The organism is Actinophytocola sp. (assembly GCF_035942955.1).
Classification (GTDB): domain Bacteria; phylum Actinomycetota; class Actinomycetes; order Mycobacteriales; family Pseudonocardiaceae; genus DASYTH01.
Genome location: NZ_DASZCQ010000206.1, coordinates 1 through 16,423, shown reverse-complemented (window position 1 = coordinate 16,423; position 16,423 = coordinate 1). Strand labels below are relative to the sequence as shown.

17 protein-coding genes are annotated in these 16,423 nt (G+C 70.3%); 9 read left to right on the top strand and 8 right to left on the bottom strand.

The window, feature by feature from the left end:
* The first annotated feature begins 57 nt into the window (after nucleotides 1-57).
* The 3 genes from coaA (at nucleotide 58) to VGX25_RS20650 (ending at nucleotide 2,156) form a co-directional block, all read left to right on the top strand.
* Nucleotides 58-996 (top strand): type I pantothenate kinase, encoded by a 939-nt coding sequence (coaA, locus tag VGX25_RS20660; protein ID WP_326919488.1) that lies wholly within the window; start codon nucleotides 58-60, stop codon nucleotides 994-996.
* A 275-nt stretch (nucleotides 997-1,271) separates the two neighbouring features.
* On the top strand, nucleotides 1,272-1,496 hold the full coding sequence (locus VGX25_RS20655; protein ID WP_326919487.1) for a hypothetical protein: 225 nt from the start codon (nucleotides 1,272-1,274) through the stop codon (nucleotides 1,494-1,496).
* A gap of 21 nt (nucleotides 1,497-1,517) precedes the next feature.
* Complete coding sequence (locus VGX25_RS20650) at nucleotides 1,518-2,156, top strand: response regulator transcription factor (RefSeq protein WP_326919486.1); 639 nt, start codon at nucleotides 1,518-1,520, stop codon at nucleotides 2,154-2,156.
* On the opposite strand, the gene VGX25_RS20645 is transcribed toward VGX25_RS20650, so the two are convergent.
* The 5 genes from VGX25_RS20645 to VGX25_RS20625 form a co-directional block, all read right to left on the bottom strand.
* On the bottom strand, nucleotides 2,059-3,327 hold the full coding sequence (locus VGX25_RS20645; protein ID WP_326919485.1) for an MFS transporter: 1,269 nt from the start codon (nucleotides 3,325-3,327) through the stop codon (nucleotides 2,059-2,061). The two genes, VGX25_RS20650 and VGX25_RS20645, sit on opposite strands and share 98 nt — an antisense overlap.
* Nucleotides 3,328-3,351: 24 nt before the next feature.
* The gene (locus VGX25_RS20640) at nucleotides 3,352-3,933 is read right to left on the bottom strand and encodes a winged helix-turn-helix domain-containing protein (protein WP_326919484.1); all 582 of its coding nucleotides are present in this window, start codon (nucleotides 3,931-3,933) and stop codon (nucleotides 3,352-3,354) included.
* 4 nt (nucleotides 3,934-3,937) lie between these two features.
* On the bottom strand, nucleotides 3,938-5,089 hold the full coding sequence (locus VGX25_RS20635) for a GAF domain-containing sensor histidine kinase (RefSeq protein WP_326919483.1): 1,152 nt from the start codon (nucleotides 5,087-5,089) through the stop codon (nucleotides 3,938-3,940).
* Nucleotides 5,090-5,096: 7 nt separating this feature from the next.
* Complete coding sequence (cydB, locus tag VGX25_RS20630; protein ID WP_326919528.1) at nucleotides 5,097-6,098, bottom strand: cytochrome d ubiquinol oxidase subunit II; 1,002 nt, start codon at nucleotides 6,096-6,098, stop codon at nucleotides 5,097-5,099.
* A 125-nt stretch (nucleotides 6,099-6,223) separates the two neighbouring features.
* Entirely contained in the window at nucleotides 6,224-7,690 is a 1,467-nt protein-coding gene (locus VGX25_RS20625; protein ID WP_326919482.1) for a cytochrome ubiquinol oxidase subunit I, read from the bottom strand.
* A gap of 96 nt (nucleotides 7,691-7,786) precedes the next feature.
* Here VGX25_RS20625 and VGX25_RS20620 point away from each other — a divergent pair, with 96 nt between their 5' ends.
* The 5 genes from VGX25_RS20620 (at nucleotide 7,787) to VGX25_RS20600 (ending at nucleotide 12,334) form a co-directional block, all read left to right on the top strand.
* Nucleotides 7,787-8,377, top strand: a complete 591-nt coding sequence (locus VGX25_RS20620) for a TMEM165/GDT1 family protein (RefSeq protein ID WP_326919527.1) — start codon at nucleotides 7,787-7,789, stop codon at nucleotides 8,375-8,377.
* A gap of 13 nt (nucleotides 8,378-8,390) precedes the next feature.
* Nucleotides 8,391-9,749, top strand: a complete 1,359-nt coding sequence (locus VGX25_RS20615; protein ID WP_326919481.1) for a cytochrome P450 — start codon at nucleotides 8,391-8,393, stop codon at nucleotides 9,747-9,749.
* A gap of 168 nt (nucleotides 9,750-9,917) precedes the next feature.
* Nucleotides 9,918-10,874 (top strand): hypothetical protein, encoded by a 957-nt coding sequence (locus VGX25_RS20610; RefSeq protein WP_326919480.1) that lies wholly within the window; start codon nucleotides 9,918-9,920, stop codon nucleotides 10,872-10,874.
* Between the two features lie 25 nt (nucleotides 10,875-10,899).
* Nucleotides 10,900-11,508 (top strand): AAA family ATPase, encoded by a 609-nt coding sequence (locus VGX25_RS20605; protein WP_326919479.1) that lies wholly within the window; start codon nucleotides 10,900-10,902, stop codon nucleotides 11,506-11,508.
* On the top strand, nucleotides 11,498-12,334 hold the full coding sequence (locus VGX25_RS20600) for a hypothetical protein (RefSeq protein ID WP_326919478.1): 837 nt from the start codon (nucleotides 11,498-11,500) through the stop codon (nucleotides 12,332-12,334). The genes VGX25_RS20605 and VGX25_RS20600 overlap by 11 nt, the downstream gene beginning before the upstream one ends.
* Before the next feature lie 18 nt (nucleotides 12,335-12,352).
* On the opposite strand, the gene VGX25_RS20595 is transcribed toward VGX25_RS20600, so the two are convergent.
* The 3 genes from VGX25_RS20595 to VGX25_RS20585 form a co-directional block, all read right to left on the bottom strand.
* Nucleotides 12,353-12,982: a helix-turn-helix domain-containing protein gene (locus VGX25_RS20595; RefSeq protein ID WP_326919526.1), complete on the bottom strand. Its 630-nt coding sequence runs from the start codon at nucleotides 12,980-12,982 to the stop codon at nucleotides 12,353-12,355.
* A 62-nt stretch (nucleotides 12,983-13,044) separates the two neighbouring features.
* Nucleotides 13,045-14,256, bottom strand: a complete 1,212-nt coding sequence (gene fahA / locus VGX25_RS20590; protein WP_326919477.1) for a fumarylacetoacetase — start codon at nucleotides 14,254-14,256, stop codon at nucleotides 13,045-13,047.
* The gene (locus VGX25_RS20585; protein WP_326919476.1) at nucleotides 14,253-15,128 is read right to left on the bottom strand and encodes a hypothetical protein; all 876 of its coding nucleotides are present in this window, start codon (nucleotides 15,126-15,128) and stop codon (nucleotides 14,253-14,255) included. Before VGX25_RS20585 ends, fahA begins: the two co-directional genes overlap by 4 nt.
* 68 nt (nucleotides 15,129-15,196) lie before the next feature.
* On the opposite strand from VGX25_RS20585, the gene VGX25_RS20580 reads away from it, so the two are divergent.
* Nucleotides 15,197-16,408, top strand: coding sequence for a homogentisate 1,2-dioxygenase (locus tag VGX25_RS20580; protein ID WP_326919475.1), 1,212 nt, complete (start codon nucleotides 15,197-15,199; stop codon nucleotides 16,406-16,408).
* Nucleotides 16,409-16,423 lie beyond the last annotated feature (15 nt).

Genomic DNA, 16,423 nt, shown 5'->3' with positions numbered 1-16,423 from the left:
GTCTCAGCGTGTACTGAGTCACAGTGCAAATCTGCCATGACCGCATAGGTTTGTGCGGTGGGATCGGTACGGGTCCGGGAATTGACCCCCTACGTGGAGCTGCGCCGCGAGCAGTGGCGGGAGCTGCGCCGGTCGACCCCGCTGACGCTGACCATGGACGAGGTCGTCGCGCTGCGCGGGCTCGGCGACCCGGTCGACCTCGACGAGGTGGTCGACGTCTACCTGCCGCTGTCCCGGCTGATCAGCCTGCAGGTGGAGGCAAGGCAGCGGCTGTACGAGGCGACCACGGCGTTCCTCGGGGAGGACGCCACCGAGACGAAGGTACCGTTCGTGATCGGGATCGCGGGCAGTGTCGCGGTCGGCAAGTCGACGACGGCGCGGCTGCTGCGCACGCTGCTGGCCCGCTGGCCGGATCACCCGCACGTGGACCTGGTTACCACCGACGGGTTCCTGTACCCGCGGGCCGAGCTGATCCGCCGCGGGTTGATGAGCCGCAAGGGGTTCCCGGAGAGCTACGACCGGCGGGCGCTGCTGCGGTTCGTCTCCGAGGTGAAGTCCGGCGCGGAGGAGGTCCGCGCGCCGGTGTACTCGCATCTGGCCTACGACATCGTGCCGGACGAGCAGCAGATCGTGCGGCAGCCGGACATTCTGCTCGTCGAGGGGCTCAACGTGCTGCAGCCGGGGCCGCGGCTGGCGGTGTCCGACCTGTTCGACTTCTCGATCTACGTCGACGCGCACACGGCGGACATCGAGCGCTGGTACGTGGAGCGGTTCCTGGCCCTGCGCGGCACCGCGTTCGCCGACCCGGCCTCGCACTTCCACCACTACGCCACGCTGCCCGACGCCGAGGCGCGGGCGGAGGCGCTGCGGCTGTGGAAGCGGATCAACGAGCCGAACCTGATCACGAACATCCTGCCCACCCGGCCGCGGGCCACGCTCGTGCTGCGCAAGGACGCCGACCACCGGATCACCCGCGTGCGGCTGCGCAAGCTCTAGCCTGTGCCGCATGGGGATCAAGATGCTCACGCTGCTGCTTGCGGCCGGCCTTGCCGCGGCCTGCGGCCAGGCCGGCGAGGTGCCCGGCAGCCCGGCCGCCGGGCCGGGGTCACCGTCTGCCACCACCACGACAACCACGACGATCACCACCACGACGACCACGACGGCACCGCGGGGGGACACCACGCCCCCCGAAGATCGTCCGCCAGTCCCCGCGGTATCCGCAGGTCTTCGTGCGCCCATGTGCGCCGACCACCAACATAATTACCGCATCGGTGACCGACGACGTCGGCGTCGTGTCTGCGACGCTGACCTACACCGACCCTGGCGGGGGCGAGCGCGAGGAACCGATGAAGTTCGGCAACGGCGTCTGGACCGCCAACATGGGACCGTTCAACTGGAACGGCAACTCGCGGTGGCAGGTCACCGCCACCGACGCGGCGGGTAACACCGGCAAGGGCGAGGCGAAGCTGGTACTGGTCGAGATCTGCCCCCGGTGAGCACGCTCTAACCTGAGACACGTGGCCATCCGGGTGTTGCTCGTCGACGATCACGAGATCGTCCGGCGCGGGCTGCGCGACCTGCTGGACGGGGAGCCGGGCATCGAGGTCGTGGCCGAGGCCGGCAGCGCCGCCGAGGGGCTGACCAGGGCCACGGCGACCCGGCCGGACGTGGCCGTCGTCGACGTGCGGCTGCCGGACTCCGACGGGGTGGCGTTGTGCCGGTCGCTGCGGGAGCTGGAGCCCGCGCCGCGCTGCCTGGTGCTGACCGCGTTCGACGACGAGCAGGCATTGGTCGAGGCGATCATGGCGGGGGCGTCCGGGTACCTGCTGAAGCAGGTCCGCGGGCAGGACGTGGTGCACGCGGTGCGCGAGGTGGCCGCCGGGCGGTCGCTGCTGGATCCGGTGACCACGGCGAGGGTGCTGGAGCGGGTGCGGCGCTCGGCCGACGCCGACGAGCTGGCCGACCTCACCGAACGCGAGCGCGCCGTGCTGACGCTGATGGGCGAGGGTCTGTCCAATCGGGAGATCGGGGAGCGGCTGTTCCTGGCCGAGAAGACGGTCAAGAACTACGTGACGTCGGTGCTGGCGAAGCTGGGGATGCAGCGGCGGACCCAGGCGGTGGCGTGGGTGGCGCGGCGGGCGCCCGGTCAGCGATAGCCGCTCGTACCAAGGGAACCGCCAGCGCGGCGGCGACCACCACGCCCAGCAGGCCCGCCCCGGCGAACAGCACCCGCACCGGCAACACGGCCAGCAGCGCCCCGCCGAGCAGGAACCCCACCACGCTCGCGGCGTTGCCGACCGCGCCGTACCTGGCGAACGCGCGCCCCCGTGCGCCGGCCGGAACCCGCCGTGACAGCAACACGTTGGCCGCCACGCTCATCCCGCCGTTGGTCGCGCCGCCGATGGCGAACAGCGGCACCAGCCAGCCGGCCGCGGGCACGACGGCGCATGCGGCGACCACCGCACAGCACGCCGTGATCGTGATCAGCAGGGCGATCCCGAGGCGGCCATCGGACAACCGCCGGCCGGCGGTCAACCAGGAGCCGATCATCATCGAGGCCAGCCACAGCGCGCTGAGCAACCCGAACGCGGTCGCCGAGGCGTGCAGCTCGCCGCGAACCAGGAAGACCTCGCCGACGTTCACCCCCGCCACGACGGCAATGACCGCACCGATCAGCACGGTCATGGCCCACAGCAACGGATCCGAGCGCAGCCGGAAGGCCGGCGCCGGCACGGTTCCCTCCGCCGCACCGGTCCGGGCGCCGCGCCGGGTGCGGATCACCAGCCCGGCACCGGCGATCGCCAGGTAGGTCAGGGCGTCGACGAGCAGCGGCAGCCGCAACCCGAACTGTCCCACGAGGACACCGGCGAGGGCCGGCGCGACCAGCAGGCCGATCGAGTTGGCCGTCTGCTGGATCGCGCTCGCCCTCGGCAGATCCTCGGCGCGCACCATGGCCGGCAGCAGCGCGGCCAGCGTCGGTTGGGTGAGCGCGAGGCCGCAGCCGAGCACGGCGAGCAGCGCCACGATCGCCACGGTGCCGGAGGCGTAGGCCAGCGCCAGGCAGACCGCGGACTGCACCAACCCGGCGGTGACCAGGATCAGCCGGCTGTCCACCCGGTCGGCCAGCCGGCCGGTCCAGCGGGCCAGCACGACCGGCGGCACCATCGCGGCGATCAGCACCGCGGCGACGGCGGCGCTGCCCGCCCCGCGCTCCTGCAGCGCGATGACCAGCGCGGTCGCGGCCATGAAGTCGCCGCACCTGGAGATTGCCGCGGCGCCCGACGCCAGGACGACGTCGGACCAGCGGGACCCAGATGTGAAGGACATATTTCGAAGTATGTGCTTCACATCTCAGGGACGCAAGGGCGGATCCGTGGGACAGGCCCTGACCACCGCGAACACCCGCCGGGCGGCGTCCGGCGGGTCCTTGCGGGTACGCATCCAGTACGGGCGCAGCAGCCGCTTGATCGCCTCGCCGACCTCGGCCAGCTCCTCGGCGGTCATCATCAGCGTCCAGCCACCGAAGATCGCGGCGTCCCGCCACTCCTTCGGCTCGTCGTCCGCGCGGGCCAGGTACTGCCGGATCTGCGCGTCCTCCCACACGAAGAAGGTGTCCAGCAGCTCGCGCTTGGCCTGTCCGGTCGCCGGGTCGGGGTCGACCCTGCTGTCGAACCGGTAGTCGCCGGACGTGGTGCGCCACAACCGTTCCCGGCCGTCACCGCGCCCCGGCGCCTCCTCGACGATGCCGACCTTGGCCAGCGCCCGCAGGTGGTAGCTGGTGGCGCTGGGCGTGAGGTTGACGACGCCGGCGCACTCGGTCGCGGTGGCCGGGCCGGCGTGCAGCAGATGATCAAGCAGGGCCAGCCGAGCCGGGTGGGCGAGCGCCCGCATCACCCCCACGTCGGTGATCGTCGTGGATCGTTCGGCGTCCATGTGGTCACGATAGGGCAGGGAGCGGCACTCGCCAGGTGACCGTGGTGCCGGTGCGCGGGGAGGAGCGGACCTCGCAGCGACCGCCGGCCTGCTCGGCACGTTCTTCGAGGTGCTTGAGGCCGCGCCGGGTCACGCCCTGCGGGATGCCGCACCCGTCGTCGGCCACGGTCAGCTCGAGCCGGTCGGCGTTGCGTCGCAAGTGGACGGACACGGTGTGCGCCCCGGAGTGTCTGACCACATTGGACAATGCCTCGCGCAGCGCGGCCCTGGTGTGGTCGGCGACGGCCACCGGCACGTCGTGCACATCCCCGGCGATCTCCAGCGACGGCGGGAACCCGAGCAGCTCGCCGGCCGTGGCCACCTCGACCCTGGCCGACTCGCCCAGATCGGTGGGCGCGGCGGCGCCGGGATCGGGGTTGCGCAGCGCCCGGACGACCGCGCGCACGTCGGCGATGGTGGCGTCGAGCTGGTCGATCGCGTCGGCCAGCCGGGTGGCGTCCCTGCGCGCCAGCTTGCGGTCCGGCCGCCGGGCCAGCAGGTCGAGCTGCATGCCGGCGGCATAGAGCCGCTGGACGATCACGTCGTGCAGGTCGCGGGCGATCCGCTCGCGCTCCTCGTAGAGGGTCAGCCGCTCGCGGGCCGCGGTGCCCTCGGCGAGCACGAGCACCAGCCCGGCCTGCGCGGCGAACGCGGTCAGCACGTCCACGGTGACCGGCTCGAACGCCTCGGCGCCGCGCCGCCGGTAGACGGTCAGCGCGCCGAGCCGGCGCTCCCTGGTGCCGAACGGCGCGGCCGCGAACGGGCCGTAGCGGCGCAGCTCCCTCGGCACCCACGGGGCCGTGCGCGGGTCGGACACCACGTCCTCGACGACCACCGGGACGCCGCTGCGGGCCACCCTGGCGGCGGCCGAGCGGGCGGACAGCACCAGTCCCACGGGATCCACCGCGTCGGGCACGGTCGGGGCGCCGTGCGCGGCCTCCACCGTGAGCGAGCCGTCCGGCGCCCTGGCCATCACCAGGCCGAGGTCGGCCTCGGCCAGCTCGGCCGCGCTGCGCACGACGAGCCGCAGCACCGCGTCCGGGTCGTCACCGGACAGCGCCGCCGTGGCGATCTCGGTCGACGCGCCGAGCGTCCGGGCCGCCAGCGTGGGATCCATGGCGGTGTCAGTGTGCACCGGGCAGCGTCTCGGTGCCGATGCGGCGGCGGAACACCCAGTAGGTCCAGCCCTGGTAGGCCAGCACGGCCGGCGCGCCGAACGCGGCGACCCAGGTCATCACCGTCAGGGTGTACGGGCCGGACGCGGTGGCCGCGATCGACAACGAGAATCTGTCGTCCACTGTGGACGGTAGGACGTCCGGGTGCAGCGCGCCGAACAGCGCCACCACCGCCGCGGCGATCACGAGCCCGAGCGCGGCGAATGCCTGGCCCTCGCGCCCGGCCCGCAACCGGGACAGGGCCGCGACCGCGGCCACCGCCGCGACCCCGATCGGTATCCAGGTCCAGGAAGTGCCCTCGCGCAGCTGGACCAGCACGAGCAGCCCGGCCACCGGAACCAGCGCGGCCGGCCCGAACCGCAGGGCGAACCGGCCGGCCCGCCGGCGGATGTCGCCGTCGGTCTTCAGCGCGACGAACGCGGCGCCGTGCACCAGCGCGAACCCCGCGATCGCCAGGGCGCCGAGCAGGGTCTCCCACCGGATCGCGACCAGCGCCGAGCCGACCCGGTCGCCGCCGGGCCCCAGCGGAAGGCCGAGCACGGTGGTCGACAGCAGCAGGCCAACGCCGAGCGCCGGGATCCACGAGCCGGCGACGATCGCCGCGTCCCAGGCCCGCCGCCACCGGTCGGAGTCCACCTTGCCGCGGTACTCGAACGCCACGCCGCGGCCGATCAACGCGAGCAGCACCAGCACAACGGGAAGGTAGGCGCCGGACAGCAGCGCCGCGTACCAGCCGGGAAACGCGGCGAACGTGGCGCCGGCCGCGGTGATCAGCCAGACCTCGTTGCCGTCCCAGACCGGCCCGATCGTGTTGATCAGCACCCGCCGCTCGGTGTCGTCCCGCCCGAGGATCGGCAGCAGCATCCCGACGCCGAAGTCGAAGCCCTCCAGGAACAGGTAGCCGAGCCAGAACAGCGCGATGACCATGAACCAGACGGTCGCCAGATCCACCATGCCCTCCTAGTGAGGGATTCCGGCCCGGCGAGGGTGGGCCGGAGGTCCGCCCGAGTGGCCGGAGATACGCAACTGGCGGCGAACAACGCAGCGTAGTGTTCTCATCCCTCACCTTGAATGCTTCAGTACGCGAACTCGAGCTCGGCGTCGGGCGCCCGCTCGGCCCCGGCCAGGACGGCGCGCCGGATCAGGAAGATCTCCACGACGGCCAGGATCGAGTACACGGTGGTCAGTGCGATCAGCGAGGTGAGCACCTCCCCGGCCGACAACCCGGAAACGCCCCGCGCGGTGAACAGCCATACACTCTGTCCAATTTCTTGGCTCGATGGCGCAGCGCCGGTCACACCGGACGGATTGGGCGCGACCACGAACGGCTGCCGGCCCATCTCGGTGAAGATCCAGCCGAAGCTGTTGCCAAGGAACGGCAACGCGATGCTCGCGACGGCCAGCCGGGGAAACCAGCGCCCGGCCGGCATCCGGGCGCGCCGGGTCAGCCACAGCGCGGCCACGCCGACCAGGGCGCCGAGCGCGCCGAACCCGATCATCAACCGGAAGCCCCAGTAGGTCACCGGCAGGTTCGGCACGTAGTCGATCGGCTTGCCGGACAGCTCGCCGAGGCGCTCGTCGACCGGGTAGAACTCGCCGTACCTCGCCCGGTACTCGCCGATCAGCTGCTGCACTCCCTTGACCTCGCTGGACAGATCGCCGTTGGCCAGGAACGACAGCAGCGCCGGGACAGTGATCGACTTGACGTTCTCGCAGTCCGGCTCGGCCACGTCGCCGACCGCGAACACCGAGAATCCAGCCGGTTTCTCGGTGTGGCACAAGGCTTCCGAGGCGGCCATCTTCATCGGCTGCTGCTCGAACATCAGCCTCGCCTGCTGGTCGCCGGTGATCGCCAGGACCGCGAACGCGGCCGCGCCCACCAGCGCGCCCAGCTTGAGCGACGCCCGCCAGATCTCGTCCCGCCGCCGCCACAGGTGCCACGTCGCGATGCCGACCAGGAACGCGCCGGCCACCGCGAACGCGCCGGCGATCGTGTGCGGGATCGCGGCCAGCGCGGTGTTGTTGGTCAGCACCGCCCAGATCGACGTCAGCCGCGGCCGCCCGCCGACCAGCTCGACCCCGACCGGGTGCTGCATCCACGAGTTGGCGGCCAGGATGAAGTACGCCGACGCGATCGTCGCCAGCGAGAACGCCCACGCGCAGGCCAGGTGCACGCGGCGGGGCAGCCGGTCCCACCCGAAGATCCACAGCCCGAGGAACGTCGACTCGACGAAGAACGCGACCAACGCCTCCATCGCCAGCGGCGCGCCGAACACGTCACCGACGAACCGGGAGTACGCGCTCCAGGTCAGTCCGAACTGGAACTCCTGGACGATGCCGGTGACCACGCCCATCGCGAAGTTGATCAGTAGCACCTTGCCCCAGAACCTTGTCATGGCAAGGTAATGCGCCTTCCGGGTGCGTACCCAGGCCGTCTGCATGCCGGCCACCAGCACGGACAGCCCGATGGTCAGCGGCACCATCAGGAAGTGGTAGACCGTGGTGATCCCGAACTGCCACCGGGCCAGATCCAGAACGTCCACAGTGATCACTATCGGTCCCGGCGCGGCCACGCTGTAGGTGCCGCGGTCCCGTACCGCCGGGACGTTGGTCCTACAGTCGAGCCCGTGGCTTCCGCTCTGCTCGCCCTCGGCACCGCGTTCGCGCTGGTGTTCGTCGTCGAGCTGCCAGACAAGACCCTGGTGGCGACGCTGATCCTGACTACCAGGTACCGGGCGCTGCCGGTGTTCACCGGGGTCAGCCTCGCGTTCGCCGTGCAGTGCGTGATCGCGGCGGCGTTCGGGTCGGTGCTGACGCTGCTGCCCGACCGGGTGGTGGCGGCGGTGGTGGCCGCGCTGTTCGGGTTGGGGGCGATCCTGTTGCTGCGCGAGGGTTTCGGCCGGCCGGACGGTGCGGAGCCGGACGGCGTCCGGGCCGGGCCGGTGGCCGTGCCGTTCGTCCGGGCGGCGGCGACCTCGTTCGGTGTGCTGTTCGCCGCCGAGTGGGGCGACGCGTCACAGTTCGCCATCGCGGGGTTGACGGCCCGGTTCGCCGCGCCGGTGTGGGTGGCGCTCGGCGGGTGGCTGGCGCTGACTGCGGTGGCCGGGATCGCGGTGCTGCTCGGGACCAAGATCCGCGAGCGGATCCGGCCCCGGCTGATCCAGCGGATCGCCGGGTGCGTGTTCGCCGCTTTCGCCCTGCTCGCCCTCTGGCAGGCGGTGCGTGGCTGAGTAGTTTGGGGGCATGGGCGCGATCAAGGGGCCGACCGCGCGTGCCGCGCTGGGGATGATCCCGACGTGGCGGCGGGATCCGCTGAGCATGCTGAGCCTGCTGGCCAGGGAGTACGGGGAGCGGGTGCGGGTTCCGTTCGTGACGAGGAACCCGGTGCTGCTGCTGTCCAAACCGGACGATGTGGCGCACGTCCTGGTGGGCAACCAGGGCAACTACGTCAAGGCGCCGACGTACCGGCCGCTGAAAGAGTTGCTGGGCAACGGGTTGCTGACCAACGAGGGCGAGGACTGGGCGCGGCAGCGGCGGTTGGTACAGCCGATGTTCGCCCGCCGGCACGTGCTCGGGTTCGCGCCTGCCATGGTGGGGGCGGCGACCGGCATGCTCGACGGGTGGCAGCGGCGGCCGGACGGCGCCGTCCTCGACGTGTCCAGGGAGATGGGGGCACTGGCCCTCGACGTGGTGGGGCGAGCGCTGTTCAGCGCCGACCTGACCGGCGAGGCCGGGGAGCTGGCGCCGGCGCTGACCACGGTGATGGAGGCGTACATCAAGCTGGTGCGCAGCCTGCTGTTCTGGGTCGTGCCGAACTACGAGCGGTGGCGCACACCCAGCCGGCGCCGGGCCGAGCTGGCCGAGGCGCACCTGCGGGACGTGGTCGACCGGATCATCGCCCGCCGGCGAGCCGAGGGCGCCGCCGGCCGGCCACCCGACCTGCTCGACATGATGCTCGCGGCCCGGGACGAGGCCTCCGGCGCGGCCATGAGCGAGCAGCAGGTCCGCGACGAGCTGATGACGTTCCTGCTGGCCGGGCACGAAACCACGGCCAACGCCCTGGCCTGGACGCTCTACCTGCTGTCCACCCACCCGCAGGCCCGGGTGCGGCTGGAGGCCGAGGTCGACGAGGTGCTCACCGGCCGGCCGCCCGCCGCCGAGGACGCCGACAAGCTCGAGTGGACCACCGCCGTGGTGTTCGAGTCGATGCGCCTCTACCCGCCCGCCTGGATCCTCGAGCGGCAGGCCGTCGCGGCGGACGAGCTCGACGGCGAGCCGATCCCGCCGGGCAGCGTCCTCGTCACGCCGCCGTACCTCGTGCACCGCAACCCCGAGCATTGGCCCAACCCCGAGGGCTTCGACCCCTCCCGCTTCCTCCCCGGCGCCGCGGCCACCCGGCACCGCTACGCCTACCTCCCCTTCGGCGGCGGCCGCCGCCAATGCGTCGGCGGCGGCTTCGCCACCCTCGAGGCCACCCTCCTGCTCGCCACGATCTCCCAGCGGTACCGCCTCAACCTGGTGCCCGGCTTCACCCCGACCCCCCAGCCCACGGTGACGCTACGCCCGGCCGCCGGCATCCCGATGACGCTGCACCGGCGCTGATGCGGGCCGCCAGCGCTGCGCGGCCGCGACAGTGTCGGCGGCGATAAGTTCCGTGCGCATCTGCCCGCTTGTCATCCACCAAATCGGCTATTTCCACTCTCCTCATTCGGTAGACTGGCAAAGTTGTGGCGCCGGACACGTGGGGTACCGCAAGTGCATGCTCGTAAAGTGACGGTGAACGCCCCTAGCCGTCTTCATTTCGGTTTGCTTCAGCTCAGTACAGAGTTCTCCAATTTTTATGGAGGACTTGGTGCCGCGATCACCACGCCCAGCTGGACGCTGGAGGTCGAGTTCACACAGCGACATGATCAGCTGGACGAACTCGGTCAGGAGCTAGGCGCATATGCGAAGGGGCTCCTGTCTCGCATCCGGGAACGAGTTGATCTGGATCCACTCGCGGTGGACGTGCGTGCGAGCGTGCCGCAGCATGTTGGGCTTGGTTCCAAGACAAGCCTAGGGTGTGCATTGCTTGCCGCAGCCTGGACGTTGGGACGGGGCAGGGCGGAGTGGTCTCACCATCGCGACTTGTTGTACCGCGCCGGTGCGTCTGGGATCGGTATCAATGTCGCGGTCGACGGAGGGCTCATCCTTGACGCCGGACATCCCCGGACATCTGTCGCCGCACTCCTGCCGAGCGGTGCACGACCCGGCCAGGCCGTCCCGAGCGTTGTGGCTCGTTGGCCGGCGCAGTTTCTCCCCGCTCCACTTCTGGTACGGCCGGCAGGAGTAACAGGGCTTCACGGCGCGCAGGAAGTTCTTCTCTGGCAGCGGCGAGTGCCGATTGCATCCTCTTCTGCGATACGCGCTGCCGCAACGCTGATGTATGAGGTGTTGCCCGCAATCGCCAGGAAGGACGTCAATGGTTGGATGCGCGGAATCCAGGCGTTCCAGGAATGTGGCTTCAAGCGCTTGGAATGGGAGTTACAGCCCGAGATCTGCCACGATTTGCGGAAGGCCGCAGTCGCCGCTGGCGCTTCCGCGGTGGCGCTGTCGAGCATGGGCCCGACCATGGCCGTGTTCGCTGCCGACACCGCACACGTCGCCGAAGCACTCGGTCGTACACTGGGCACACAAGTGACACTGGCCGAGTTTTCGGATGTCGGAGTAACTTTGACTATAGCGTGATTTCCGACATCGAGAGAGAGTGTGAATGGGAAAGTCGGACGACTCGCGTAAGGATCTCACCCGAGCGAAGGCACACCAAGGGCCCGCACATACGACCTTGATACTCGTCGGCCGGTTTGGCAGTGGAAAATCGACCGTCGGTATCGCGCTGGCCAAACGTACCGGACTCCCGTACCTCGAGATCGGCGACATCGTACGTCGCGAAGCGGCAACGCATGGCCATAGCGCGCTGGAACATGCGAGACGAAAATTCACGCAGGGCCAGCATCTTGCGTTCGTCTCAATGGCGGCGGATGACGCGAAAAAAGTCGGATTACCATGTATCGTCGGTGGACCACGCCGGCCTGACGAACTCGACTATCTGCAGGAGGCACTGCACCCAACCGTGGCGATCGCCCTGTCCTTATCTGGCGAGGAGAGAGAGCGCCGCCTTGCCGAGCGGGACAGAGGTGGGGAACCGGAGGTGGAGCGCGGTTACCGGGACGTCCTCGAAGAGAACTGGGGTATCAGCCAGACTCTTGCGGCGTGCGACTTCTCGGTCGCGAGCACCGGTCAACCGGACTTGGTCGTTGAGCAATGCCTAGAACTATGGATGGCCGCGGACAGACAGGTGAATAATTCCCGTGAGAATTGAGCGAATCGCCTTGTACATCGTATCGAGCCTGCTGGTTGTGCTTGCGGGCATCTTGACCTTGGTCGTTGGCAAGGCAAATACAATTACCATGTCAATCGGCACGTCGATGATCGCCGGCGGTTTGGCCAGCATATCCTTTGCCGTGATCAGATACTTGGATGACCGCGCCTCCGACTCCAACGTCGCATCTTTACGAAATTCGGTGGAAAGCCTGAAGCACAGCGTTCGAGATCAGCAACGTACGCTAGAGTCACTTCGCAGAGTAACGTCATCCATGTCGGGATCGGGCTTGCGGGTTTACGACCGTCATCCCCAAGATGAGGTTCGGGACGAGCTGGAACAGATCAGCGAACGAGTGAGCGTCGATGTCTTCGGATTCACACTGCGGCCGTTCTGCCAGGACTGGCTTCAGCACTTGATTGACCGGGCCAACTGTGATGTTCGACTGATTACCCAGCATCCCAGGAGCCCCATGTTCGACGAAGTGTGCCAGCAGGAGTCACGAAACCCCGATATTCTGCGGATTGACGCTCTCTGGGTCGCGGATCGCGTGCTGTCGGCACGCGATTTAGCTAAACCGGGACTTGACATCGAGCTCAGATGGTTCAGCGGCTACCCTACCGTGACTATGACACGTCTCAACAATGTTATGTTCGTTCGCGCCCGATTCCTGCGTGAGGCCACTCAGCCGCGACTTTTCCACGAACGCTACTGCGCCGAAGACGGTCTGCCCTTCCGAGCGTATCTGGAACAATTCGACACGGCATGGAACGCGTCCGTTACCCCGGGCACGGATGATATCGCCGCCATCAGAGCGCTCGGTTAGGCGCTGCCGGACATCACGTCAGCGCAGGGCGGCGGCGACGGTGGCGGCGGCGGTGATTACTTGGGGGCCGACGATGTTGCCGTCGAGGGGTTCCATGGTGACGACGCCGACGCTGGCGCGGAGGCCGGCGACGCCGCGGACGGGGGCGGCGATGCCGTGGGCGCCGGTCTGCAGCTCGCCGGTGGTGCCGATCCAGCCGGGCTCGGCGGCCCGCAGGCCGATGGCCTTGCCGGCGGCGCCGCGGCGCAGCGAGTGGCGGGTGCCGACCCGGTAGGCGACGTGGTAGGTGGTCCATGAGGGCTCGACGACGGCGATGGCCTGGGCCTCGTCGCCGTCGGCCACGGTGAGGTGGGCGGTGGCGCCGACGGACTCGGCGAGCTGGCGCAGGGCGGGCAGGGCGGCGTGCCGCAGCTGCGGGGCCACCTTGGCGGCCAGCCGGAGCAGGCCCAGGCCGAGGCGCACCCGGGAGCCCTCGCGGCGGACGAGGCCGCGGTCCTGCAGCGGCACCAGCAGGCGGTACACGGCGGCGCGGCTGGCGCCGATGGTCGCGGCCAGGTCGCTGATCGTCGGGGCCTCGGAGTCGGAGTCGGCCACCGCCTGCAGGAGAGCCAGGCCCCGTTCCAGGGTCAGCGAGCTCTCCTTGCCCAGCGACCGGGCGGTCGTCGAGACCGAGGGGGACGAGGGAATCGTGCGTACCGGCCGCGCCATGATCAGGTCACCTCCGCCGGGAGGACCGTGCCCGCCACCTCGGCGAGCCCCACCACCGACCCGTCCTCGCCCGGCGCCGTCGCGGTGATCACCACGGTGTCGCCGTCGGCGAGGAAGGTGCGCGTCTGCCCGTCCTTCAGCGTGACGGGCTCGCGCCCGGCCCAGGTCAGCTCCAGGAAGCAGCCGCGCTGCTCCTTCTCGGGGCCGGACACCGTTCCGGAGGCGAACAGGTCGCCGGGCCGCACGGTGGCGCCGTTCACGGTCATGTGCGCGAGCTGCTGGGCACACGAGAACGACATGTCGGCGAACCGCGGCCGGGACACCACGGTGCCGTTCCACTCGATCTCCAGCCGAAGGTCCAGGCCCCACGGCTGGTCCTCGACCAGGTAGTCCAGGCGCGGGTGCTCGGGCTCGACCACGGGGATCCGGGCGGCGGCGAACGCGTCAAGCGGGGTGATCCAGGCGCCGATCGAGGTGGCGAACGACTTGCCGAGAAACGGGCCGAGCGGCTGGTACTCCCAGGCCTGGATGTCCCGCGCGGACCAGTCGTTGACCAGGGCGACGCCGAACAGGTGGTCGGCGGCGTCGGCGATGGGCACCCGCCGGGCGGTCGGGCCGCCGCACACGAAGCCGACCTCGGCCTCGACGTCCAGCCGCTCGGTCGGGCCGAACACCGGGCCGCCGTTGCCGCGGCGCTGGCCGTGCGGGCGTACCACGTCGGTGCCGGAGACGATCACGGTGCCGGACCGGCCGTGGTACCCCACCGGCAGGTGCGTCCAGTTCGGCATCAGCAGGTTGGTGGCGTCCGGCCGGAACATCCGCCCGACGTTCTCCGCGTGGTGCCGTGAGCAGTAGAAGTCCACGTAGTCGCCGACGGTGAACGGCAAGAGCGTTCGTACCTCGGACCGTGCCGTCAATGGCAGCAGCGTCGCCCCGCGCGGCGCGGCGGTGGCGGTGACCAGCTCGCGCAGCCGGGCGCGCAGCGTGGTCCAGACCGTCCGGCCGGCGGCGAGCAGCGGGTCGAGCGAGCCGGCCCAGGCCACGGCGCGCAGCTCCTCGCCGAGCGCGGCCTCGATCGAGCGCAGCGGCAGCGCGTGGTCGCCGACCCGCACCGCGACCAGTGGCCCCTCCCCCGCGTCGACCACGCCGTAGGGCAGGGTCTGCGGGCCGAACGGGTGCTCGGCGCCGAACGCGGGATCGTCCACCCAGGTCATAGCAGGCCCAGCTGCTCGAGGTCGTGCACGGGGTCGGTGAGCGAGCAGGACCCGTAGGAGGCGAACACGCTGCGGGCGGCGTGCTGCGCCTGGTCGGACAGGGCGAGGGCCTCCTCGGCCAGCGCCGCGCCGTCGGTCATGGCCAGCGCGGCGCGCACGTCGTCCTTCGAGCCGCCGGCCTGCATCCGCGCGGTGGCCACCAGCAGGTTGAGGAAGCCGTGGTGGGTGAACCCGGTCTTGGGATCGGTGTGCCGGACGGCGTTGTGCAGCCCCGCGGTGGCCTTGAACGACGCGCCGCCGTCGTTGATCACCGCGAGGAAGTCGGTCACCTCGTCGATGCTCGGGAAGTTCTGCGCCGACAGCCCGCCGCAGCGCAGCTTCGGCCAGCTGCCGTGCTCGACGACGCGCTGGATGCCGTCCAGCCACTCGGCGCCGCCGCGCCGCGGCTCGATCACCCGGACCACGTCCTCCGGCACGAACTCCGACACCCGCTCCAGCCACACGTCGTCCACATCGGACGGTGCGGGCATCTCCACCATGCGCAGCGCGAGCAGTTCGGGCCGGGACTCGACGATCGACAGCGCCTTGGGCACGCCGCCCAGCCCGGTGTCGATGACCAGGGAAAGGGCCACCGGCTTGACCGGCTTGGCCTTGATCAGCTCGGTGATCAGCTCGGGCAGCCGGGAGGCCGGGCACAGGAACAGGCCGAGCACGCCGGCCCGCTCGCCGGTTCGGCCCTCCAGGTGCAGCCGCACGGCGTCGGGCATGGTGGCGTTGCCCGGCGGGAACAGCGCGGCGTCGTCGACTAGCCGCGCGAGCAGGGGCGGTATGCCGCGTTGACGGGGCGCGGGAACAGGGGCGGCGCTTGACACGGCTGACACGCTAGTGGTGTATCGGCAACTGAACAAAGGTGTCCGATATACGGACACTCGGAGGGACCATGCCTTACTACCGACGGGTCGGTGAGATACCCCGAAAGAGGCACACTCAGTTCCGCTCTCCGGCGGGCAGCCTTTACGCCGAAGAGCTCATGGGGGTCGAGGGCTTCTCCTCCGACTCGGCGCTGCTCTATCACCGCCACCTGCCCACCGTGATCGTCAACGCCGAGGCCGTCACCGATCATCGTGGCCCGCTCACCCCGAACCACCCGCTCAAGCCGCGGCACTTCCGCACCCAGGACCTGAAGTGGGATTCGCCGACCGAGGTGGACGCCGTCACCGGGCGGCGGACCCTGTTCGGCAACAACGATGTCACCATCGCGTTCGCCATCGCCACCGCGCCCAGCCCGCTGTACCGCAACGCCGCCGGCGACGAGCTGCTGTACGTGCAGAGCGGCTCGGGCGTCATCGAGACGATCTACGGCGCGCTCGAGGTGGCCGACGGCGACTACGTGGTGATCCCGACCTCGGCGACCTACCGCGTGCTGCCGGGAGGGTCGCCTGCCGGGCGCGACCCATCGACGTCGGCCGAGCTGCGGCTGTTCATCCTGGAGGCGACCGGCCACATCGGGCCGCCGCGCCGCTACCTTTCGACGAAGGGCCAGTTCCTAGAGCACGCCCCGTACTGCGAGCGGGACCTGCGCGGGCCGGAGGAGCCGCTGCTTGCCGACGGCGAGGACGTCGAGGTGCTGGTCCGGCACCGCGCCGGGCTGACCCGGTTCACCTACGCCAACCACCCGTTCGACGTGGTCGGCTGGGACGGCTGCCTGTACCCGTGGGCGTTCAACATCCGCGACTTCGAGCCGATCACCGGGCGCGTGCACCAGCCGCCGCCCGTGCACCAGACGTTCGAGGGACCGAACTTCGTGGTGTGCTCGTTCTGCCCGAGAAAGGTCGACTATCACCCAGAGGCGATCCCCGTGCCATACAACCACGCGAACGTGGACTCCGATGAGTTGATGTTCTACGTCGGCGGTAACTACGAGGCACGGAAGGGCTCGGGGATCGGGCTGGGGTCGCTGTCGCTGCACCCGTCCGGGTTCACGCACGGGCCACAGCCGGGCGCGGCCGAGGCCGCCATCGGCGCGGACTACTTCGACGAGACCGCGGTCATGGTCGACACGTTCCGGCCCTTGGAGCTGGGCGAGGCGGCCGCGGCTTGCGAGGACCCGGCGTACGCGTGGTCGTGGTCAGGCCGAGCGCCTACCGGGTAGGGCGTTGAGCAGGGT

Bases quoted from the DNA above. Each gene is read 5' to 3' on its own strand.
- VGX25_RS20645 (WP_326919485.1), bottom strand. From the start codon at position 3,327: ATGTCCTTCACATCTGGGTCCCGCTGGTCCGACGTCGTCCTGGCGTCG.
- VGX25_RS20640 (WP_326919484.1), bottom strand. From the start codon at position 3,933: ATGGACGCCGAACGATCCACGACGATCACCGACGTGGGGGTGATGCGG.
- VGX25_RS20635 (WP_326919483.1), bottom strand. From the start codon at position 5,089: ATGGATCCCACGCTGGCGGCCCGGACGCTCGGCGCGTCGACCGAGATC.
- VGX25_RS20615 (WP_326919481.1), top strand. From the start codon at position 8,391: ATGGGCGCGATCAAGGGGCCGACCGCGCGTGCCGCGCTGGGGATGATC.
- VGX25_RS20605 (WP_326919479.1), top strand. From the start codon at position 10,900: ATGGGAAAGTCGGACGACTCGCGTAAGGATCTCACCCGAGCGAAGGCA.
- fahA (WP_326919477.1), bottom strand. From the start codon at position 14,256: ATGACCTGGGTGGACGATCCCGCGTTCGGCGCCGAGCACCCGTTCGGC.
- VGX25_RS20580 (WP_326919475.1), top strand. From the start codon at position 15,197: ATGCCTTACTACCGACGGGTCGGTGAGATACCCCGAAAGAGGCACACT.